General features: G+C 70.5%; 15 protein-coding genes. 5 read left to right on the forward strand and 10 right to left on the reverse strand.

The genetic code is table 11. From position 1 onward, the window contains the following. Window positions 1-259: 259 nt before the first annotated feature. From ABZX11_RS07420 to ddaH, 9 genes are all read right to left on the reverse strand, one after another. Window positions 260-2,437, reverse strand: coding sequence for a bi-domain-containing oxidoreductase (locus ABZX11_RS07420; protein WP_354910726.1), 2,178 nt, complete (start codon window positions 2,435-2,437; stop codon window positions 260-262). Next, window positions 2,434-4,344, reverse strand: a complete 1,911-nt coding sequence (gene asnB / locus ABZX11_RS07425; RefSeq protein WP_354910729.1) for an asparagine synthase (glutamine-hydrolyzing) — start codon at window positions 4,342-4,344, stop codon at window positions 2,434-2,436. Before asnB ends, ABZX11_RS07420 begins: the two co-directional genes overlap by 4 nt. Window positions 4,345-4,375: 31 nt before the next feature. After that, complete coding sequence (locus ABZX11_RS07430) at window positions 4,376-6,142, reverse strand: Wzz/FepE/Etk N-terminal domain-containing protein (RefSeq protein ID WP_354910732.1); 1,767 nt, start codon at window positions 6,140-6,142, stop codon at window positions 4,376-4,378. Continuing rightward, window positions 6,139-7,497 carry an exopolysaccharide biosynthesis protein gene (locus ABZX11_RS07435; protein WP_176173366.1) on the reverse strand — a complete coding sequence of 453 codons (1,359 nt, stop codon included), beginning with the start codon at window positions 7,495-7,497 and terminating at the stop codon, window positions 6,139-6,141. The genes ABZX11_RS07430 and ABZX11_RS07435 overlap by 4 nt, the downstream gene beginning before the upstream one ends. 109 nt (window positions 7,498-7,606) lie before the next feature. Next, a complete protein-coding gene (locus tag ABZX11_RS07440; RefSeq protein ID WP_354910735.1) occupies window positions 7,607-8,788 on the reverse strand; it encodes a glycosyltransferase family 4 protein in 1,182 nt (393 codons plus the stop codon). After that, window positions 8,778-10,088 carry a nucleotide sugar dehydrogenase gene (locus tag ABZX11_RS07445; RefSeq protein WP_176173368.1) on the reverse strand — a complete coding sequence of 437 codons (1,311 nt, stop codon included), beginning with the start codon at window positions 10,086-10,088 and terminating at the stop codon, window positions 8,778-8,780. The genes ABZX11_RS07440 and ABZX11_RS07445 overlap by 11 nt, the downstream gene beginning before the upstream one ends. A gap of 194 nt (window positions 10,089-10,282) precedes the next feature. Then, entirely contained in the window at window positions 10,283-10,978 is a 696-nt protein-coding gene (locus tag ABZX11_RS07450) for a glycoside hydrolase family 75 protein (RefSeq protein ID WP_176173369.1), read from the reverse strand. A gap of 196 nt (window positions 10,979-11,174) precedes the next feature. Then, complete coding sequence (locus ABZX11_RS07455; RefSeq protein WP_354910739.1) at window positions 11,175-11,834, reverse strand: polysaccharide deacetylase family protein; 660 nt, start codon at window positions 11,832-11,834, stop codon at window positions 11,175-11,177. A gap of 82 nt (window positions 11,835-11,916) precedes the next feature. Continuing rightward, on the reverse strand, window positions 11,917-12,753 hold the full coding sequence (ddaH, locus tag ABZX11_RS07460; RefSeq protein WP_254897014.1) for a dimethylargininase: 837 nt from the start codon (window positions 12,751-12,753) through the stop codon (window positions 11,917-11,919). A 74-nt stretch (window positions 12,754-12,827) separates the two neighbouring features. Between ddaH and ABZX11_RS07465 the strand changes: the two genes are divergently transcribed. Both ABZX11_RS07465 and ABZX11_RS07470 read left to right on the forward strand, forming a co-directional pair. Then, the gene (locus ABZX11_RS07465; protein WP_033261465.1) at window positions 12,828-13,274 is read left to right on the forward strand and encodes an Lrp/AsnC family transcriptional regulator; all 447 of its coding nucleotides are present in this window, start codon (window positions 12,828-12,830) and stop codon (window positions 13,272-13,274) included. Window positions 13,275-13,342: 68 nt separating this feature from the next. Further along, entirely contained in the window at window positions 13,343-13,903 is a 561-nt protein-coding gene (locus ABZX11_RS07470) for a dihydrofolate reductase family protein (RefSeq protein WP_354910742.1), read from the forward strand. A 776-nt stretch (window positions 13,904-14,679) separates the two neighbouring features. Here the strand turns inward: ABZX11_RS07470 and ABZX11_RS07475 are convergent. After that, window positions 14,680-15,048, reverse strand: coding sequence for a hypothetical protein (locus tag ABZX11_RS07475; RefSeq protein ID WP_354910745.1), 369 nt, complete (start codon window positions 15,046-15,048; stop codon window positions 14,680-14,682). A gap of 25 nt (window positions 15,049-15,073) precedes the next feature. Between ABZX11_RS07475 and ABZX11_RS07480 the strand changes: the two genes are divergently transcribed. The 3 genes from ABZX11_RS07480 (at window position 15,074) to ABZX11_RS07490 (ending at window position 19,083) form a co-directional block, all read left to right on the forward strand. Next, window positions 15,074-15,838, forward strand: a complete 765-nt coding sequence (locus tag ABZX11_RS07480; RefSeq protein ID WP_354910748.1) for an enoyl-CoA hydratase — start codon at window positions 15,074-15,076, stop codon at window positions 15,836-15,838. Window positions 15,839-16,096: 258 nt separating this feature from the next. Beyond that, window positions 16,097-18,022 carry a 2-oxoacid:acceptor oxidoreductase subunit alpha gene (locus ABZX11_RS07485; RefSeq protein WP_354910750.1) on the forward strand — a complete coding sequence of 642 codons (1,926 nt, stop codon included), beginning with the start codon at window positions 16,097-16,099 and terminating at the stop codon, window positions 18,020-18,022. Further along, window positions 18,019-19,083 (forward strand): 2-oxoacid:ferredoxin oxidoreductase subunit beta, encoded by a 1,065-nt coding sequence (locus ABZX11_RS07490; protein WP_176173375.1) that lies wholly within the window; start codon window positions 18,019-18,021, stop codon window positions 19,081-19,083. Before ABZX11_RS07485 ends, ABZX11_RS07490 begins: the two co-directional genes overlap by 4 nt. The last annotated feature ends 26 nt before the right edge of the window (window positions 19,084-19,109 follow it).

The following is a 19,109-nucleotide window of genomic DNA, read 5'->3' on the forward strand; positions in this document are numbered from 1 at the left end:
GCACCTGCCTCCACCAGCAGCACCGGCCGCCCCGACACGTCCGACGCCCACCCGACCGACACAGCACCCCGCATCGCCGAGCGCCGCCCAGCCGAACCATCCGACGCCCACCCGACCGACGCAGCACCCCGCATCGCCGAGCGCCACCGAGCCGAATCGTCTGGCGTCGGCCTGACCGGCGCGGCGCCCAGCGTCGCCGAGTTCAGCCGGGCCGACCCGGCCGGCTTCACCCAAGCCGACCGGTGCTGCACCACTCCCGTCATGCCGGGGCACCGGCCTTCCGCGGCAGCTCGATCCGCACCGGGGCCGAGTTCGCCGCGCTCGTCTGGGCGGCCAGTGTTGCCAGCGTTGTCGCCGCCAGGGATTCCACCGGGATCGGCATCGGGCCTCCCGTCCGGACCGCCTCCAGGAACGCGTTGACCTCCGCCGCCTGGCCCTTGTCGCGGCCCTTCGGGATTCGGGAGCTGGCCCACTTCTTGCGGGCGTACACCGATGCGCGGACGAAGTCGTCGAACTTGAGGACCTTTCCGTCCGCGACGACGTCCAGCGTCTCCTTCGGGAAGCCCGACGAGCCCGTCTCCGCGTACGTGATCACCGCCGTCGAACCGTCCGGGTAGCCGAGGGTCACCTGGAGGTCCCCCGTCGCGTACACCGAGACCGGGTCGGCGTCCAAGAGCCAGCTCACCGTGTCGATGAAGTGCCCGCCTTCGCCCGCGAAGCGCGAGCCCTCCGAGTCCGTCTGGTTGTACCAGCTGCCGTGGTCCAGACGGCCCGCGTTGACCAGGTAGCGCACGCTCGCCGGGCCGACCCGCGGGCCGAACTGCTCACGGGCCTCGTGCAGCAGCGGGGCGAACCGGCGGTTGAAGCCGACCTGCAGGCGGTCGTTGCCGGACTCCTCGATCGCGTCCAGGACCTTCTGCAGCTCCGCTTCCGACAGCGCCAGCGGCTTCTCGACGAACACCGTCTTGCCCGCCAGCAACGCCTGCCGGGTCAGCTCGGCGTGCGAGCTGTGCCTCGTCACGACGAACACCGCGTCGATCGACGAGTCGCCCAGGACGTTGTCGATGTCCGTCGACGCCGCCGCGAAGCCGAACTTGCGCCGGGCGTTGGCGCCGGACAGCGCCGATGTCGTCGCCACGTGCTTGAGCTCCACGTCCGCGCGCTCCACCAAGTGCGGCAGCAGCATCGACGACGCGTAGTTGCCCGCCCCGATGAAGCCCAGCCGCACGGGCTGGCCCGCCGGGAGCGCAGCCGCGGACGACGACGTCAGCCCGACGCGCGCGGACGTGACCACCGGTTCCGTCCGGGCGACCGCGTCCGGGTAGCGGAACAGCACCGCCACCGCCTTCAGCGCGCCCTCGTTCAGGGACTTGTAGGTGTCGACAGCAGAAGAGAAGTCCGAGACGTGCGTGATCAGCGGCTCGACGTCCAGCCGGTCGCGCGCGATCAGGTCCAGCACGCACTCGAGGTTGCGGCGCTCGGTCCAGCGCACCTGGCCGATCGGGTAGTCCCGCCCCTCCAGCTCGTACGACGGGTCGTAGCGGCCCGGTCCGTAGGAGCGCGAGAACCGGACGTCCAGTTCCTTCTCGTAGTAGGCGTTCCACGGCAGGTCGAGCTTGCACTTGCCGATGTCGATCACGCGGCCGCGGTCGCGCGACAGCTTCGCCGCCAGCTCCACCGGGTCGTTCGTGTTGCCGCCGGCCGCCAGGTACGTCTGGTCGACGCCCGCGCCGTGCGTCAGCTCGTCCACGGCCGTGTCCACGATGCCGGACGCCGGGTGCGCGCAGGTCAGCGCGCCGAGGCTCTCGGCGAGCTTGCAGCGCTCCGGGTCGGGGTCGACGCCGACGACGCGGACGCCGGACGACGTCAGCAGCTGCACCACCAGCTGGCCGATCAGGCCGAGGCCGATCACCAGCGCGACGTCGCCGATCTGCGGCTCGCCGCGGCGGACGCCCTGCATGGCGATCGACCCGACCGTGCCGAACGCCGCGTGCCGCGGGTCGACGCCGGCCGGCACCGGCGAATACAGGTTCTTCGGCACCCAGTTCAGCTCGGCGTGCAGCGCGTGCTCGTTGCCCGCGCAGGCCACGAGGTCGCCCACCGCAACGTCGGTGATGCCGTCGCCGACCTGCTCGACGACGCCGCACAGCGAGTAGCCGAGCGGGGTGTAGGAGTCCAGTTTGGACGTCACCTTGCGGTAGGTCGCCGAAAGGCCGTTGGTGGCGACGCTCTGCATGACCTTCGCGACCTGGTCGGGCCGGGCCTTCGCCTTGCCCACCAGCGACATGCTGGCCTCGGACACCTTCATCATCTCGGTGCCGGTCGAAATCAGGGAGTACACCGTCCGCACCAGCACGCCACCCGGCTTGCAGGCCGGTTCGGGCACGTCGAGGAGCGCCAGTTCCCCGCTCTTGTAGTTCTGGACTACCTGCTTCACTTCGCTCCCGCTCCAGACATCGCGTTCCGGTACCAATACTCAAGAGTCAAGACGTGCCAGAGGTGCTTGCCGCGGTCTTCCTGGCCGGCGGCGTCCTCGGCGACCATGCGCTGCAACGCTTCCCGCTGCAGGAAGCCGGACGAAACGAGGACACCCTCGTTGACGACCTCGCGCACCAGCGGCGCCAGGTCGCGGCTCATCCAGGCCCGCAGCGGCGCGCTGAACAGGCCCTTCGGCCGGTGCACGATCTCGCTGGGCAGGATGTTCAGCGCCGCGTTCTTCAGTGCAACCTTGCCCGCGCGGCCGACGATCTTCTTGTTCCCCGGGATCTTGAACGCCGCTCGCACGACCTCGACGTCGACGAACGGCGTCCGCACCTCGGTCGACGCGGCCATCGTCGAGCGGTCGGTGTAGGTCAGGTTCAGCCCCGGCAGGAACATCCGCGAGTCCGCCAGGCACATCCGGTTGACGAAGTCGTCCAGTGCCTGGTCGTGGTAGGTGTCCGCGTGCTCGGTCAAAACCGAATCGACGTCAGCGGCCAGGTCCGGGTTGACCAGGCCGAGCAGCTCCGCGCGGTCGTACATCGTGTAGCTGCGCCGGAACGCCGTCTCCTCGGGCAGGCCCGCGAAGGACAGGAACCGCTTGGCGAACCGGACCGACCGGTACCCGCGCGTGGCCGACGCCACCGGCAGCCGGTCCACAATGGACTCCACGGGACGGCGGACGGCGCCCGGCACCTTGTGGTAGCGCAACGCGATCAGGTTCGCGAGGTGCTTGCGGTACCCGGCGAACAGCTCGTCGGCGCCCATCCCGGACAGCATCACCTTGACGCCGGCCTCGCGCGCGGCCGAGCAGATCAGGAACGAGTTGATCGCCGCCGGGTCGCCGATCGGCTCGTCGAGGTGGTAGGTCATCTTCGGCAGCAGGTCGAGCACCTGCGGCGCGATCTCGATCTCGTGCAGGTCGACGCCGAACTTCTCCGCCACGATCCGCGCATAGCGAAGGTCGTCCGGCATCGCCTCGAACTTGGCGTCCTCGGCCCGGAACCCGATGGTGTAGGCGGAGATCCCCGGCTGCGACCGCGCGGCGAGCGCCGTCAGGTAGCTGGAGTCCAGGCCGCCCGAAAGGAACGTCGCCACCGGGACGTCCGAGAGCAGGTGCTTGGCCGTCGACTCGGCGATCACGGCGTGCAGGTCGACCTCGCCGTCGAAGGCCGCGCCCTCCTCGGCGACCTCCCGCAGCGACCAGAACCGGCCACGGTCGACCTGGCCGTCCGGCCGGCACCGCAGCCAGGTGCCCGGCTGCAGCTTCTCCGCGCCCTGGTAGGCGCACCGGCTGTCCGGCACCCAGTAGTAGAGCAGCGACGCGATCAGGGCCGCGTTGTCGACCTGCAGCGACCCGCCGAGTTCACCGGCGAGCGCCTTGAGCTCGGAGGCGAAGGCGACCCCGCCGTTCCGCTGGACGAAGAACAGCGGCTTGATGCCCAGTTGGTCGCGGACCAGGAACAGCTCGCCGGTGCCCTCCTCGAACAGCGCGAAGGCGAACATGCCGCGCAGCTTGGGCAGGCAGTCCGTGCCCCAGCGCCGCCACGCCTGCAGCAGCACTTCGGTGTCGGACGTGCCGCGGAAGCGCACCCCGGCCGCGGACAGCTCGGCCCGCAGCTCGGGCGCGTTGTACAGCTCGCCGTTGTAGCTCAGCGCGAGCCCGTCGAGGACCATCGGCTGGGCGCCGGTCTCGGACAGGTCGATGATCGACAGCCGCCGGTGACCCAGGTGCACGGAGCCGGGGCCGGCCGCGTGGTCGTAGCGGCCGGAGCCGTCCGGACCGCGGTGGGCCAGCGTCTTGGTCAGCCGGTCGGTGAGCGGCCCGCCGTCCGGCCAGAGGTAGGTGCCTGCGATGCCGCACATGGAGTGCGTTCCCCTTCGGTCGCGGCGCGGGTCAGGAGACCTCCGCGCTCTTTTCGGGTTCGAGGTCGGCGTCGAGATCGCCCTTGTGGCTCGGTTCACCGTGATCGCGCTTGAACGGCGTCGGCCGCTTCGGGGGCTTGACCGGGGCGAATTTCTTCGTCGGCGCGTTCAGGTGGTCGGGAACGCTGACGCTGCCCGGTGGCGGCAGCGGCGAGGCAGGCGGCCTCGGCGTGGTGAGCGCGGGCGGGAGCACCGGCCGGACCGGCGAGAACCGCCGGGTCGGCGCTTCGGTGCGGGCGACGCGCTCGGCGACGCGGGCGACCAGCTCGTCCATGCGGTCTTCGCGCTCGGCCGGGGCGGGCGCCGCCGCCTTGCGGCCGCGGCCGCGCAGGGCCGTGTGCAGGCCGTCCCAGAGCGTGCCGTCGGACTTGTCGCGCGGATCCGGGTCGACCAGCACGATGCCGAGGACCGGGATCTCCTGGTCGGCCAGCTGCCGCGCAACGGTGTGCAGCCACAGCGTGTTCGCGTGCCCGGCCTTCACGACCAGCACGGTCTCCTTGCCGAGGTGCTCCAGGTCGGTCCACGCCGTGCCCGGCGACACCGTGCCGACACCGACGCGGCGTTCCTCCGGCTTTGCGGCGGGATCGACGGCACCGACCACGGAGACGTCGCTCTTGGTCTCCGTGACCAGTTTGCGGACGTCCTCGCCCGGCAGGTCGTCGACGACGCTCGCGTCGCCCTCGGTGGCCAGCTCCGCGACGATGTCCAGGCTGAGCGCGGCGGCGACCTTCGGCGCGCCGAGCTCCAGCAGCGACACGCTGCGCGGGTCCTGCTTGATCAGGCGGACCAGCGTCGTCGCGACGCGCCGGCGTTCGGAGACCGCGCGCGAGCGCCGCCACAGCCGCGCGGGCCCGCGCGGCTTCGACGGCAGCTGGGCGATGACGGACGCACCGAGGTGCGCCGAGATCTCCCGGCGCAGCACCGGCTTGTCGCGCGAAACCGCGCCGATGGCGACCAGCGCGAGCCCGAGGGCCAGGCCGAGCGCGAACCCGATGCCGGCGTTGGTCGCGGTGGTCTTGAGGAACGCCTTGGGCAGCACGCGGGCGGCGTCGACGATCTGGGTGCCCGCGGCGACCTGCGGGCTGCCGATGCCGGCCTGCTGGGCCCGCGAGGTGAAGTCCGAGATCTGCGCGGTGAGCGCGGCGCGGCGGCTGTACAGGCTTTCCAGGGTGGGCTGGCTGGCCTGGCGGCCCTTGCCCTCCTCGTCGACGATCTGCTGCTCGACCTTGCCCAGTTCGTCCTGGGCGTTCTTGCGCTGGTCGAGGATGGCCTGCGACTGGGCGGCCGCGGCCGCCTGGCTGCGCTTGACGTGGTCGGCGATGAACGTCTCGGCCAGCGCTTGCGCCCGCGCGACGGCGTCTTCGTTGGTCTTGGCCTTGACGGTGATCTGCAGGACGTTGTTCGTCAGCCCGAGCCCCGCGTAGTTCTTCATGAAGTCGTCGGGCGAGTCGGTGCTGCCCAGCTTCTTCAGCGCCGCCGCGGCGATCTGGGTCGTCTGCAGCACCGCGACGTCGGTGCGCATCAGCGTGCCGCTGTCGGTCGGCGAGTCGTCCTGGTGGACCACGATGACCTTGGCGACCGCGGTCGGCGGAGCGGGCAGCACGACCGCGAGCACCGCCCCGACGATCAGCCCGAGCAGCGCGGTGGCCAGCCAGAACCGCTTGCGGCGGCGGATCGCGACGAACAGGCGCTGGAGATCGACCAGCGGCGCCGCGGGGGTTTCGGGGGTTGTCGTCACGCCGAACCTGCCAGGGCTTTCTCGGGGGCTTCCGCCGCGGGTCCGGGTTTCTCCGGCTCGTTCGGCCGGACGGGGTGGGTGAGGACGGCGCCGACGACCTCCTGGCCGGCGTCGGCGCACGCTTCGGCGAGCCGGACGAGCTGCCAGGCGGTGCGCGTGCCGGCGCCGAGCACGACCAGGACGCCGGAGCTCGCGGTGGCGTCCGGCACCGTCGGCCGGTCGGGCGAGAACTCGAAGATCCGCAGCGGCAGCGACAGCCGGTCGGCCAGCTCGGCGAGCTGGCCGGCGGCCAGGCGGCCGGTCCGGTCGTCGTCGGCCACCAGCAGCAGGACGTCGGCGGGGCCGGTGGCCAGCCGGGCCAGCACCCGGCGGTAGCGGATGTCGCGGTTGACCTCGTCGGCCGAGGTCGCGACCGGCGGCAGCAGCCACGGCCGGTCCCCGCCGAGCAGGTGCCGCACCTTGCCGAAGAAGCCGGTGGCCGGGAGGCGGTCGCCCTGCGGGGTGGTGACGTCGACGCCGGCCAGGATCGGCGCGCCGAGCGCGGAGGCGATCTGCGGTTCCCCGCGCAGCCGCCGGTCGGTGCGGGCGGTGAACAGGTGGCCGAACACGCCGACCAGGAAGAACAGCACCGCGCCACCGACGACGAAGTGCGTCATCGTCGGCGCGGCAGGCGACGTCGGGCGCTGGGCGGGCCCGAGCACCACGGTGTTGCCGATGCCGCTGGCCAGGTCGGCCTGGTTCAGGTCGTTGATCGCCTGCTCCAGCGACGTCCTCAGGCCTTCGAGCTGGGTGCGGACCTGCACGCTTTCCACGGTCAGGCCGCCGCCGACGTTCTTGGCGAGGTCGCTGATCTTGTCCGTGGTGAGCTTGACCTGCTCGCGCAGCGACTCGCGCTGCTCCTGGGCCAGCTGCACCGAGGCGTCGGCGGAGTTGGTGGCCAGCTGCGTCGAGTACTTGACGTACTGCTGGGCGACCTGGTCGGCGAGCTGCTGTGCGTGCTCGGCGGTGTCGGCGGCGACGGTGATCGTCACGACGTTGCTCTGCGCCACGGCCGCGCTGACCTGCTTCTTCAGGTCGGCGCCGCTGGGGTGCCACGGCAGCATCGCGGCGGTGCGGTCGAGGACGACCGACGAGGTCGCGATCTCGGCCTGGGTGAGCAGCTCGTCGGCCTGGCGCGGGCCCTGGAGCAGCACACCCGAGGTCGTCTTGTAGCCGGGTGAGAACAGGATCGACGCTCCGGCGCCGACCAGCGCGCCCAGGACGGCGAGGGCGGCCAGCAGCCGCCACCGCCGTCGCAGGACCTGCCCGACCAGGGCCAGGCGCACCGTGTCGTCAGTCAACGGTGGGGTCTCCATTCCTGAGCCGGGTACGCCGAACGGGTTCAGTTGATCGGCCGGTTACCCCAACCGTCGTCGGACCGGGAGCATTGGTTACAAGTCCGGTGAGTTCTTGACCGAACGGCGATCAGGACTTCACAGCGTGCTCATACGCGGCAAGAAGGGACTTCGCGGAGTTCTCCCAGGAGAGCGGACCCGCCACCCTGGCCTGGCCGAGTTTACCCATCCTGACCCGCTCTTCCGGGTCGTCGAGCAGCTGGGCGACGAGCTTCGCGAACGCCGACTCGTCGTTCGCCGGGGCGTAGACGGCCGCTTCCCCCGCGGACACCCGCGCTTCCCGCAGCTCGAACGAGACGATCGGCTTGCTCATCGCCATGTACTCCATGACCTTGTTCATCGTGGAGACGTCGTTGAGCGGGTTCAGCGGGTCCGGCGACAGGCAGACGTCGGCGGTGGACAGGTAGCGGACCAGGTCCTCGTCGGAGATCCGGCCGGTGAACTCGACCTGGTTGGCCAGCCCGAGCTTCGCCGAGAGGGCGACCATGTCGTCGAAGGCGTCGCCGGAGCCGACGAACACCGCGTGCCAGTCGGTGCGGCCGACCTCGTCACGCAGCTTCGCCAGCGCGCGCAGGGCGTAGTCGACGCCGTCCTGCGGGCCCATCACGCCGAGGTAGGCGAGCAGATACGGCTTGCCCTTCTTCAGCTCGGGTTCGGCAGGCACCTCGTGGAACCGCTCGACGACCGGGGCGCTGCGCACCACGAAGACGTCCTCGGGCTTCTTGCCGCCGCGGATCCGGGCGACCTGCTTGTAGCTCTCGTTCGTCGAGATGACGACGTCGGCGGAGCGGTAGGTGGCGCGTTCGAGCGCGCACACGCCGCGGTAGAGCAGGTCCTGCCCGCGGTCGAACCGCGACAGGTACAGCTCGGGGCACAGGTCGTGCTGGTCGAAGATGAACTTCGCGCCGGAGCGCTTCAGGTACTTCGCGACCAGGTACAGCAGGTCCGGCGGGTTGCAGGCGTGCACGACGTCGACCGGCCCGACCTCGCGGGCCAGCCGGAGCGTGTGCCACAGCGCGCTGCCGTACTCCTGCAGGTAGCCGGCCGGGCCGCCGGTCGCCGCCTTGAGCGGGTAGCGGTGGATGTGGACGCCGTCGACGACGGCTTCGGCCTCGGTGTCGCGTTTCGTGCCCTGCGGGCAGATCACGTGGACTTCCCACCCGGCGTCGCGCAGGGTCGTGGACTCCTGCCACACGCGCCGGTCGAAGGGGACGGAAAGATTTTCGACGAGGATGAGCGCTTTACCAGGCAAGGCCGGCGTATCCCTCTTCAAGGCGACGCTCGGCGGCGTCGGGCAGGCGGACGAGGTCGACGATCTCCCGGCCGTGCGGCAGGGCCGCCAGCACGTCGGGGTCCTTGGTTCCCACGAGCAGGACCTCGGCGTGGTTCACGACCTCGTCGACGGACCCGGCGAGCAGCTGGCCGAGGTGCGGCAGCCGGCTCTCGATGTACTCGCGGTTGGCGCCCATCAGCCGCGAGAGGCTGACGTTGGCGTCGTAGATCTTCAGGTCGTAGCCCTTGCCGAGCAGCCGCTCGGCCAGCTCGACCAGCGGCGACTCGCGCAGGTCGTCGGTGCCGGGCTTGAACGACAGGCCGAACAGCCCGACCTTCCGCTTGCCGGTGCGGGCGACCAGGTCGAACGCGCGCTGCAGGTGCTCGTCGTTCGACGCGAGCACGTGCGACAGGATCGGCACGCTGACGTCCGCCCGGTGGGCGGCGTAGACCAGCCCGCGCAGGTCCTTCGGCAGGCACGAGCCGCCGAAGGCGAAGCCGGGTTTCAGGTAGGCGGGGCTGATGTTGAGCTTGGTGTCGGCGAGGAAGACGTCGATCACCTGGTGCGAGTCGAGGCCCAGCGCGCGGCAGACGGCGCCGAGCTCGTTCGCGAAGCCGATTTTCAGGCCGTGGAAGGAGTTGTCGGCGTACTTCGTCATCTCCGCGACCGGGATCGGCACGCGGAACACCGGGCCGGGCAGCCCCTCGTACAGCCCGGCGACGGCGTCCCCGCTCGCGGTGTCGATCTCGCCGATGACCGTCTTCGGCGGGTCGAAGAAGTCGCGGACGCTGGTGCCCTCGCGCAGGAACTCGGGGTTCACCGCGACCCCGAAGTCGACGCCGGCGGTGCGGCCCGAGGCCTTCTCCAGGATCGGGACCAGCAGGTCGAGGCAGGTGCCGGGCAGCATGGTGCTGCGGAAGACGACGGTGTGCCGCTCGCTCTTCTTCCCGAGCGCCTCGCCGATCTCCTCGGCCACGCGCTCGAGGTAGACCGTGGACAGGCTGCCGTTCGGTGCCGACGGCGTCCCGACGCAGACCAGCGAGATCTCGCTGTCCGCGACGGCTTCCGCGACGTCGGTGGTGGCTCTCAGCGCGCCGCTCGCGACCACCTCGGCGGTCAGCTCGCCGATCCGCTCCTCGACCACCGGGGCGTTGCCCTGGGTGATCAGGTCGATCTTCACCGGGTTGACGTCCACGCCGACCACCCGGTGTCCCTGCCCCGCCAGGCACGCGGCGGAGACACAGCCGACGTAACCGAGCCCGAAGACACTGATCTTCACGCCAAAACCTCCGCTATTCCGCGCGACCCTCAAGTTGGTCGGCGGGCACCCCTGGATCGTTACCGCGGGGACGGCGAACGGGGGACGGCGTGAGACTGCGGTGAGACGCAAGGGTTTCGGGTGAGAACTGCGTCTCGATCCGGCGGCGAACCGTGGGTGTCGGCCACGGTTCGCCGCCGGATCGTGAATTGGTGTCAGTTGTTGTTCACGAAGGTGGTGGCGAGGCTTTGGCCCTTGCTGATCGCATTGGCGTGGTTCTCGATCGGCGAGACGGTCGAGTTCTTGAAGCAGATGTACGTCACGCCGGAGTCGGTGCCGCCGTTGGACGGGTCCGGGTTGATGCCGAGGTCCTTCGCCGTGGCGTAGGAGGCTTCGCCGATGATCTGCGACGGCCCGGTGTCACCGATGACCGTGTACTCGACCTTGCCGTTGTAGATCACCGCGCACGAGCCGCCGCCCTTGAGGCCGGAGGAAGAGTACTTCCAGATGCTGCTGGAACTCGGCACGACGATGTAGGGCAGCTTCGCGGCGTTGAGCGGTTTGCCGTCGGACTGGTGGAACGCGGTGTCGTCCTGGAAGCAGCAGTCGGTGTTCTCGTTGCACTGCGAGGTGCGCTGGCCGTCGCAGTCGATGTCCATGTCGGCTTTCCAGAAGACCGCGCCGTTGGCGTCGCAGATGGCGACCGTTTTGCTCGAAACGTCTTCGTCGGTCTTGTATTTGCCGTTGGAGATCTGCTTGCAGCCGGTGGTCTTGGCGAGCAGCTCGGCCGCGGTCGGGGCGGCCGCGGCGGTGGCAGGCTGGGCGGCCGGGGCGGGCGAGGCGGACGCGAGAGCGGACGGCATCACGGCCGCAGCCAGCGCGAGCGTCGCGAGCAGGATCAGTTTCCGCATTCGTGGTGCTCCCTTTAGTTAGGAAACTTTCCTTACGGCGGCGGGGCACCAGGATGCACTGCGGAGGCGGGCGCGTTCAAGACCTTCGGGTACGGGAATTTCCCATCAGGTGGCCGAAGTTGACGAAAAGGCTGCTCACCGGTCCGAGGCGCGCGGAACCGGTGAGCGGGATGTCCCGCTAACCGGGACCCGGCACTCAACGGGCGGCGCGGCGGAACAGCCGGTTCGTCCAGTGCGCGGCCCGGCGCCGCGAACCGGCGAGCACGCCGTCGAGCCAGTCGCCGTCGAGGTCGTGCGGGAGTTCGGTGCGCGCCTGCAGCCAGCCGTCGCGGCGGGCCGCCCCGCCGTCGCTGGAGTAGACGCGGGTGGCGCCGGCCTGCCGCAGCCGAGCGAGCACGCGCCGGTCGTAGGCGCCGAACGGCAGCGAATACCGCCTGACCGGCCGGCCGCACAGCTCGCCGAGCAGCTTCGGCGCGTCCTTCAGCTCGCGGTCGGCGTGCCGGTCGTCGAGCCGCCGCCAGTCGCGCGGCTCCCAGCCGTGCGAGCCGATCTCCATCCCGGCCCGGACGAGCTCGCGCAGCCCGTCGCGGTCGAGGTAGCCGCGCTGCCCGAGCCGGCCGGCGAGCGGGAAGAACTCCGCCGTCACGCCGCGCTCGGCCAGCCGCGGCAGCACGATCTCGACGTCGGACTCGTTGCCGTCGTCGAAGGTGAGGCGGACGTCGTCACGCTCCGCGGCCACGTCGAGGACCCGCTCGAACTGCTCGACGCTCAGCCAGCGCTCGTCTTCACCGGGGTCGAGCTGGCGCGCCGGCCTGCCCACCCCGTGCACGGCGAGGATCACCGTCACCTCTCCCACCGCCCTGCCACCGTGAGTAGTCGATTTGTTACTTCGATTAATCGCGGTGGCAAACGGGTGAGTTACAGGTTTTTGTCGTTATTCACCCTTTGCGGATTTCCAGCGTGCAGCACTTCGGGCCGCCACCGGCTTTCCGCAGCTCGGAGATGTCGACGTAGACCGGCTCGTAGCCACGAGCGGCGAGAAGTTCACCCAGGCGGGTGGCCTCGACGGGGAGGACGACGTTGCGGCCGTCGGACACGCCGTTGAGCCCGAAGCACTCGGCGTCTTCCCGGGTGGCGAGCACCGCGTCGGGGAAGAGCCGTTCCAGCACGCGGCGGGAGCCGGCCGAGAAGGCGTCCGGGTAGTAGACGATCTGCGCGCGGGTCGTGTCGGTCGCCTCGGCGAGCACGAAGAGCGCGGTGTCGAGGTGGTAGTAGCGCGGGTCGACCAGCTGCAGCGAGACGACCGGGACGCCGAGCACCTCCTGGGCCTCGGCGTGCGCGGCCGGGTCGGTGCGGAAGCCGGTGCCGGCGAGCAGCAGGGAGCCGGTCCAGGCGAAGTCGCCCTCGGCCTCGTTGACCTTCTCGGGCATGGTGATGTCGCGGTAGCCGTGTTCGACGAACCAGCGGCGGAAGTGCTCGGCCTCGGCGGCGCGCTGCGGGGCGCGGAACCGCGAGCCGAGCACGCGGCCGTCGACGACGGTGCCGGAGTTGGCGGCGAAGACCATGTCGGGCAGGCCGGGCTGGGGCTCGATCTCCTCGACGGTGTGGCCGAGGCGGCGGTAGGTGTCGCGCAGCTCGGTCCACTGAGCGACGGCTTTGTCGGCGCTGACCGGCTGGGTGGGGTCCATCCAGGGGTTGATCACGTAGTCCACCGCGAAGAAGCGCGGCGGGCACATGAGGTATCGACGGGTGGTCGGTACGCGCATCGCCTGCATGATTGCAGGGTAAGGGGCGCCTAATCTCGCAATCAATCGCTGTTCGCTGCGCACATCTGTGCTAAATGTTGCGTGTGAACACCATCGACCAGCGAATCGTTTCGTGTCTCGTGGCGAACGCGCGCTCCAGCTACGCGGAGATCGGCAAGGTGGTCGGCCTGTCGGCCCCGGCGGTGAAGAGGAGGGTCGACCGGCTGCTGGAAACGGGCATCCTGCGTGGCTTCACGGCGGTGGTCGACCCGGAGGCGCTGGGCTGGGGAACGGAGGCGTTCGTCGAGGTCACGTGCCAGGGCAACATCACACCGGCCCGGATCCGCGCCCGGCTGGAGCCGCTGCCGGAGGTGGTGGCGGCGTACACGGTCTCGGGCGCGGCCGACGCGATCGTCCACCTCCGGGCGGCGGACATCCACCACCTGGAGACGGCGCTCGAGCGGCTGCGCGGGCTGGAGATCGTGGACCGGACGGTGTCGACGGTGGTGCTGTCCCGGCTGCTGGAGCGCCCGCCGACGCCGGAGCAGTGAGGGTGTCGGATCGGGGCGGCGGCGTTCGTAGCGGAGGTGAGACCCGCTTACCGCTTCGAGGAGCTCCGATGACTTACACGTTCGACATCTTTTCGACGCTCGACGGCTTCGCCAACCACAACGGCGACTGGGGCGGCTACTGGGGCAAGCAGGGGCCGGAGTTCCTGTCCCACCGCGCGGCGGCTTACCGCGGCCCGCTGCGCATGGTGCTCGGGGCGCGGACGTATTCGTCCAACGCGCCGTTCTTGGGCTCGGGCTTCGAGGGCGACGAGTGGATCAGAAGCATGTTCGGCGCACCGGTGACGGTGTTGTCCCGGCGGTTGACCGAGCCGCTCGACTGGCCGGGGACGACGATCGAGGCCGGCGATCCGGTCGAGGTGGTCAGGCGGCTGAAGGCGTCGTCGGAGGTGCCGCTGCGGTCGCACGGGAGTCTGATGCTCAACCGGGCGCTGTTGAACGCCGGTCTGGTGGACTTCATCGAGCTGACGGTGTTTCCGGTGCTTTCCGGGGAGACGGGGGTGGACCGGGTGTTCGACGGGGTGGCTGACTTCGATCTCGAGCTGGTCGAGGCGCGGACGTTCGACGGGCACACGCAGGTGCTGACCTACCGCCCGACCCGGCACGGCTGACTTGTTCGGCCGCTGGTGGGTGGTGACACGGACGACTGTGGAACCGCTCGGGCGCGGATGCGCTGGACTGGGCCGGCGTTCGGACGCGGGCGAAGTGCGGCGGACCGGCCGGCGCACTTCGACTGCGCGGCCCTGGCCGCTCTGCGGGGTCGGCGGCTGCTGCGGCGGGGACCGTGCCGCGGTCGAGGGCCAGGAGTCGGCGGCCAGTCGAGGTTCGGGCGCTCGTGGCAGTTGTGGCCAGTTGTGGCGACGACAACGCACGCCTCCGGCCCCCGGTATCCAGCCTATCGGCCGGGACCGACGGTTCCGACCGTGCGCAAGGCACTTATGCACAGGTCAGCGGCACTGTGGATAAGTCAGCGACCCGAGCCGCGGAGACCACGAAACCGTCGGACCTCGCCGATACGATGGTCACCGGGGGCCGGAGGCCGACCGCACCGGCGGCAGCCGCAGGCCAACCCGCCAACGGAAGCCGCAGACCCCCCACCCCACCGCTGGAAGCCGCGGGCCCGACTCCATACCGGGGCCCGGGCCCAACCCAACCACGGGGAGCGGGAGGGCCGACCTCATTCAGGGCCGAAAGCCCAACCCACCACCGGGCCCCGCAGACCCGCTCCCCGTTACCCGGGCCGAAAGCCCAACCCCACCACCGGGAGCCGCAGGCTCAACCTCCCACCGGCAGCCGCAAGCCCGACCCCGTCACCAGAGCCAGAAGCCCAACCCACCACCGGAAGCCGTAAGGCCCGACCCCAACCACGGGCGCCGGTGACCCCGCCTCACCCACCCAGCGCCCGCAACACCGCCCCCGCCTCGTCCGGATGCAGTCGCAGCTCCGTCCGCCCACCCCCCGCATGGAACGTCACCGCCTGCCGGTCCACCGCCTGCATCGTCAGCTCCCCCGGCTCGAACACCACCGGCTCCGCGCGCGACCACCGCCACCGCACCGGCCCGTCGCCGACCACCAGCCACCCGCGCCGCTCCGCCCCCGACGTCAGCTCCTCCGACCGCAGCACACACGGGTACTCGACCCGCTCCCCGCGAGCCGACGCGGCGGCCCGGGCCCGGCGCCGGCGGGCGCCGAACAGCTCCGTCATGTCGATCATCGGCAGCAGGTTGGCCAGCAGCACCCCGATCAGTTCCCCCATGCCCCCAGCCTGCCACGCTGAACACATGACCGACCGCATCGCCAGCGAGCACTCCGGCGGTATCGCCCTGCTGACCGTCGACGCTCCCGGCAGCCGCAACGCGCTCACCCTCGACCTCTCCGCACAGCTCAAAGAAGCCGTCGAGGCCGCCGAGCGAGACGAATCCGTGCACGCCGTCGTCGTCACCGGGACTCCTCCCGCCTTCTGCGCCGGTGCCGATCTCGATGCCCTCGCCGAAGCCGATGAAGCCGGCCTTCGCGCCATCTACGAAGGCTTCCTCTCGGTGGCTCGATGTCAGCTGCCGACCATCGCCGCCGTCGGGGGTGCCGCCGTCGGGGCCGGGCTGAACCTCGCTCTGGCCGCGGATGTGCGGCTGGCCGGGCCGCGGGCGAAGTTCGTCGCCCGGTTCCTCGAACTCGGGCTGCACCCCGGCGGTGGGATGACCTGGATGACGCAGCGGCTCGCCGGCCCGCAGCAGGCCGCCGCGATGACCTTGTTCGGGCAGCCGCTCGATGCCGAAGGCGCGGTGCGCGCCGGGCTCGCGCTGCGCGTGGTCGACGGCGGCCATGACGAACTGCTGACGGCCGCGCGTGAGCTGGCTCACCCCGCCGTCTCCGCTCCGCGGCAGGCGTTGATCGACACCAAGCGCAGTCTCCGGACCACCGCGGGCCTGGCCGGGCACAGCGACGCCGTCGACGTCGAGATCCGGCCGCAGCTGGCCTCGCTGGCCTCACCGGAGTTCGCCGAACGGCTTTCCCAGCTCCGGGACCGGATCCGTTCTCGGCCGTGACTCGAGCGGGCCGCTCTACTCTGCCGGGAGACACGCATCACAACGCCGCGCAGCCGCTACCCGTTACCATCAGTTACAGGTATCCGGCGTACCTGCGAAGAGACAGTGAAAGCAACGAAGAGGTCGACCAACAGCCGGGACACTACCAACATCGGTGTTGAGGGCGAGCTAACCTCGGGAGTAGACCTGGTGAACGCAGCCGCGGCACCGGCAGGCGAACGGAAGCCGTACCGTCGGGAGAGAGGGAATCCCTGACCCATGAGCACGAGTGCGAACGGCAACGGCGCTGGCCACGGCTCGCTCGCCGCAACCAGGCCGACCGAGGTCAGCAAGCTGGACCGGGTGGTCATCCGGTTCGCGGGCGACTCCGGTGACGGCATGCAGCTGACCGGCGACCGCTTCACCTCCGAAGCCGCCGCGTTCGGCAACGACCTGTCGACGATGCCCAACTTCCCCGCCGAAATCCGCGCGCCGCAGGGCACCATCCCCGGCGTCTCCAGCTTCCAGGTGCACTTCGCCGACTACGACATCCTCACCCCCGGCGACCGGCCGGACGTGCTGGTGGCGATGAACCCGGCCGCGCTCAAGGCGAACCTCGGCGACGTCCCGCACGGCGGCACGATCATCCTCAACACCGACGAGTTCATCAAGCGCAACCTGACCAAGGTCGGCTACACGACCGACCCGCTCGACGACGACACGCTCGCGCCCTACCAGGTGCACCGGGTCGCCATGTCGACGCTGACCCAGGGCGCGCTCGCCGACACCGGCCTCGGCAAGAAGGACGCCGAGCGCTGCAAGAACATGTTCGCGCTCGGCCTGCTGTCCTGGATGTACCACCGGCCGACCGAGGGCACCGAGCGGTTCCTGCGCGAGAAGTTCGCGAAGAAGCCGGACATCGCCGAGGCGAACATCCTCGCCTTCCGCGCGGGCTGGAACTACGGCGAAACCACCGAGTCGTTCGCGACGACGTTCCAGGTCGCCCCGGCGAAGCTGACCCAGGGCACCTACCGGCAGATCACCGGCAACACCGCGCTGGCCTACGGGATCGTGGCCGCCGGGCAGCGCTCCGGCCTGCAGATCCTGCTCGGCACGTACCCGATCACCCCGGCGTCGGACATCCTCCACGAGCTGTCCAAGCACAAGAACTTCGGCATCATCACCTTCCAGGCCGAGGACGAGATCGCCGGCATCGGCGCCGCGCTCGGCGCCTCCTACGGCGGCGCGCTCGGCGTCACCTCGACGTCCGGGCCGGGTGTCGCGCTGAAGTCGGAAGCCGTCGGCCTCGGCGTGATGGTCGAGCTGCCGCTGGTCGTCATCGACGTCCAGCGCGGCGGCCCGTCCACCGGCCTGCCGACCAAGACCGAGCAGGCCGACCTGCTGCAGGCGATGTTCGGCCGCAACGGCGAGTCGCCGGTCCCGATCATCGCGCCGCTGTCGCCGGCGGACTGCTTCGACGCGGCCGTCGAGGCCACCCGGATCGCGCTGAAGTACCGCACGCCGGTGCTGCTGCTCTCGGACGGCGCGATCGCGAACGGCTCCGAGCCGTGGCTGATCCCGGACGTCGACGAGCTACCGGACCTGCGTGTCGAGTTCGCCACCGAACCCAACGCGGACAACGACTCCGGCGAGTTCTGGCCGTACGTCCGCGACCCCGAGACCCTCGCCCGCGCCTGGGCCATCCCGGGCACCCCGGGGCTGCAGCACCGCATCGGCGGGCTGGAGAAGGCCGACCGGACCGGCCACATCTCCTACGACCCGGACAACCACGACAAGATGGTCCGGCTGCGGCAGGCGAAGATCGACGGCATCGACGTCCCCGACCTGGTCGTCGACGACCCGAGCGGCGGCAAGGCCCGCGTGCTCGCGCTGGGCTGGGGCAGCTCGTTCGGCCCGATCGGCGCGGCCTGCCGCCGCGTGCGCAAGCTCGGCCTGCCGATCGCGCAGGCGCACCTGCGCCACCTCAACCCGCTGCCGGCCAACCTGGGCGACATCCTGCGCAGCTACGACAAGGTCGTGGTGCCGGAGATGAACCTCGGGCAGCTGGCCCTGCTGCTGCGGGCGAAGTACCTGGTCGACGTCCACTCGCACACCAAGGTCGCCGGGCTGCCCTTCAAGGCCGAAGAGCTGCAGAACCTGTTCTCGGAGATCATCACCAGCGTCACGACGGAGGCGGCACGATGACCGCGATCGATCTGGGGATACCCAACCTCGGTGGCTTGGACCTCGTGCCCACCACCGACGAGCCGCAGAAGGCCAAGGACTACAAGTCCGACCAGGAAGTCCGCTGGTGCCCCGGCTGTGGCGACTACGTCGTGCTGAACGCGGTCCAGTCGTTCCTCCCGACACTCGGCCTCAAGCGCGAGAACATCGTGTTCATCTCGGGCATCGGCTGCTCGTCGCGGTTCCCGTACTACCTGAACACCTACGGCATGCACTCGATCCACGGCCGCGCGCCGTCGATCGCGACCGGCCTGGCCACCACGCGCCCGGACCTGTCGGTGTGGGTCGTCACCGGTGACGGCGACGCGCTGTCCATCGGCGGCAACCACCTGATCCACGCGCTGCGCCGCAACGTGAACATCAAGATCCTGCTGTTCAACAACCGGATCTACGGGCTGACCAAGGGCCAGTACTCCCCGACGTCCGGGCAGGGCATGGTCACCAAGTCCACGCCGATGGGTTCGGTGGACACGCCGTTCAACCCGCTGTCGCTGGCGATCGGCGCGGAAGCGTCGTTCGTGGGGCGCGCGCTGGACTCCGACCGCAAGGGCCTGACCGAGGTCCTGCAGGCGGCGGCGCAGCACCGCGGCTCGGCGCTGGTCGAGATCTACCAGAACTGCCCGATCTTCAACGACGGCGCGTTCGACGTCCTCAAGGACGCCGACGAGGCCGCCACGCGGCTGATCCCGCTGCGCGCGGGCGAGCCGATCCGCTTCGGCCCGAACCAGGAGTTCGGCGTCAAGCGCGGCGACTGGGGCGGCCTGGACGTCGCCAAGGTCGCCGACATCGGCGAAGACAACATCGTGGTGCACGACCCGTCGATCACGGACACGTCCTACGCGTTCGCGCTGTCGCGCCTGGGCGACCAGAACCTCAACCACGTCCCGACGGGCATCCTCCGCCAGGTCGAGCGCCCGACGTACGACGACGGTGCTCGCGCCCAGGTCGAGGAGGCCCGCGCGGCCCGCAAGCCGGACCTGCAGGGCCTGCTGCGCGGAAAGGACACCTGGACGGTCGCGTAACCCGCCGCTCTTCCCGAAGGCCGCCA

The organism is Amycolatopsis sp. NPDC004169 (assembly GCF_040610315.1).
In the GTDB taxonomy this organism is placed as follows: Bacteria; Actinomycetota; Actinomycetes; order Mycobacteriales; family Pseudonocardiaceae; genus Amycolatopsis.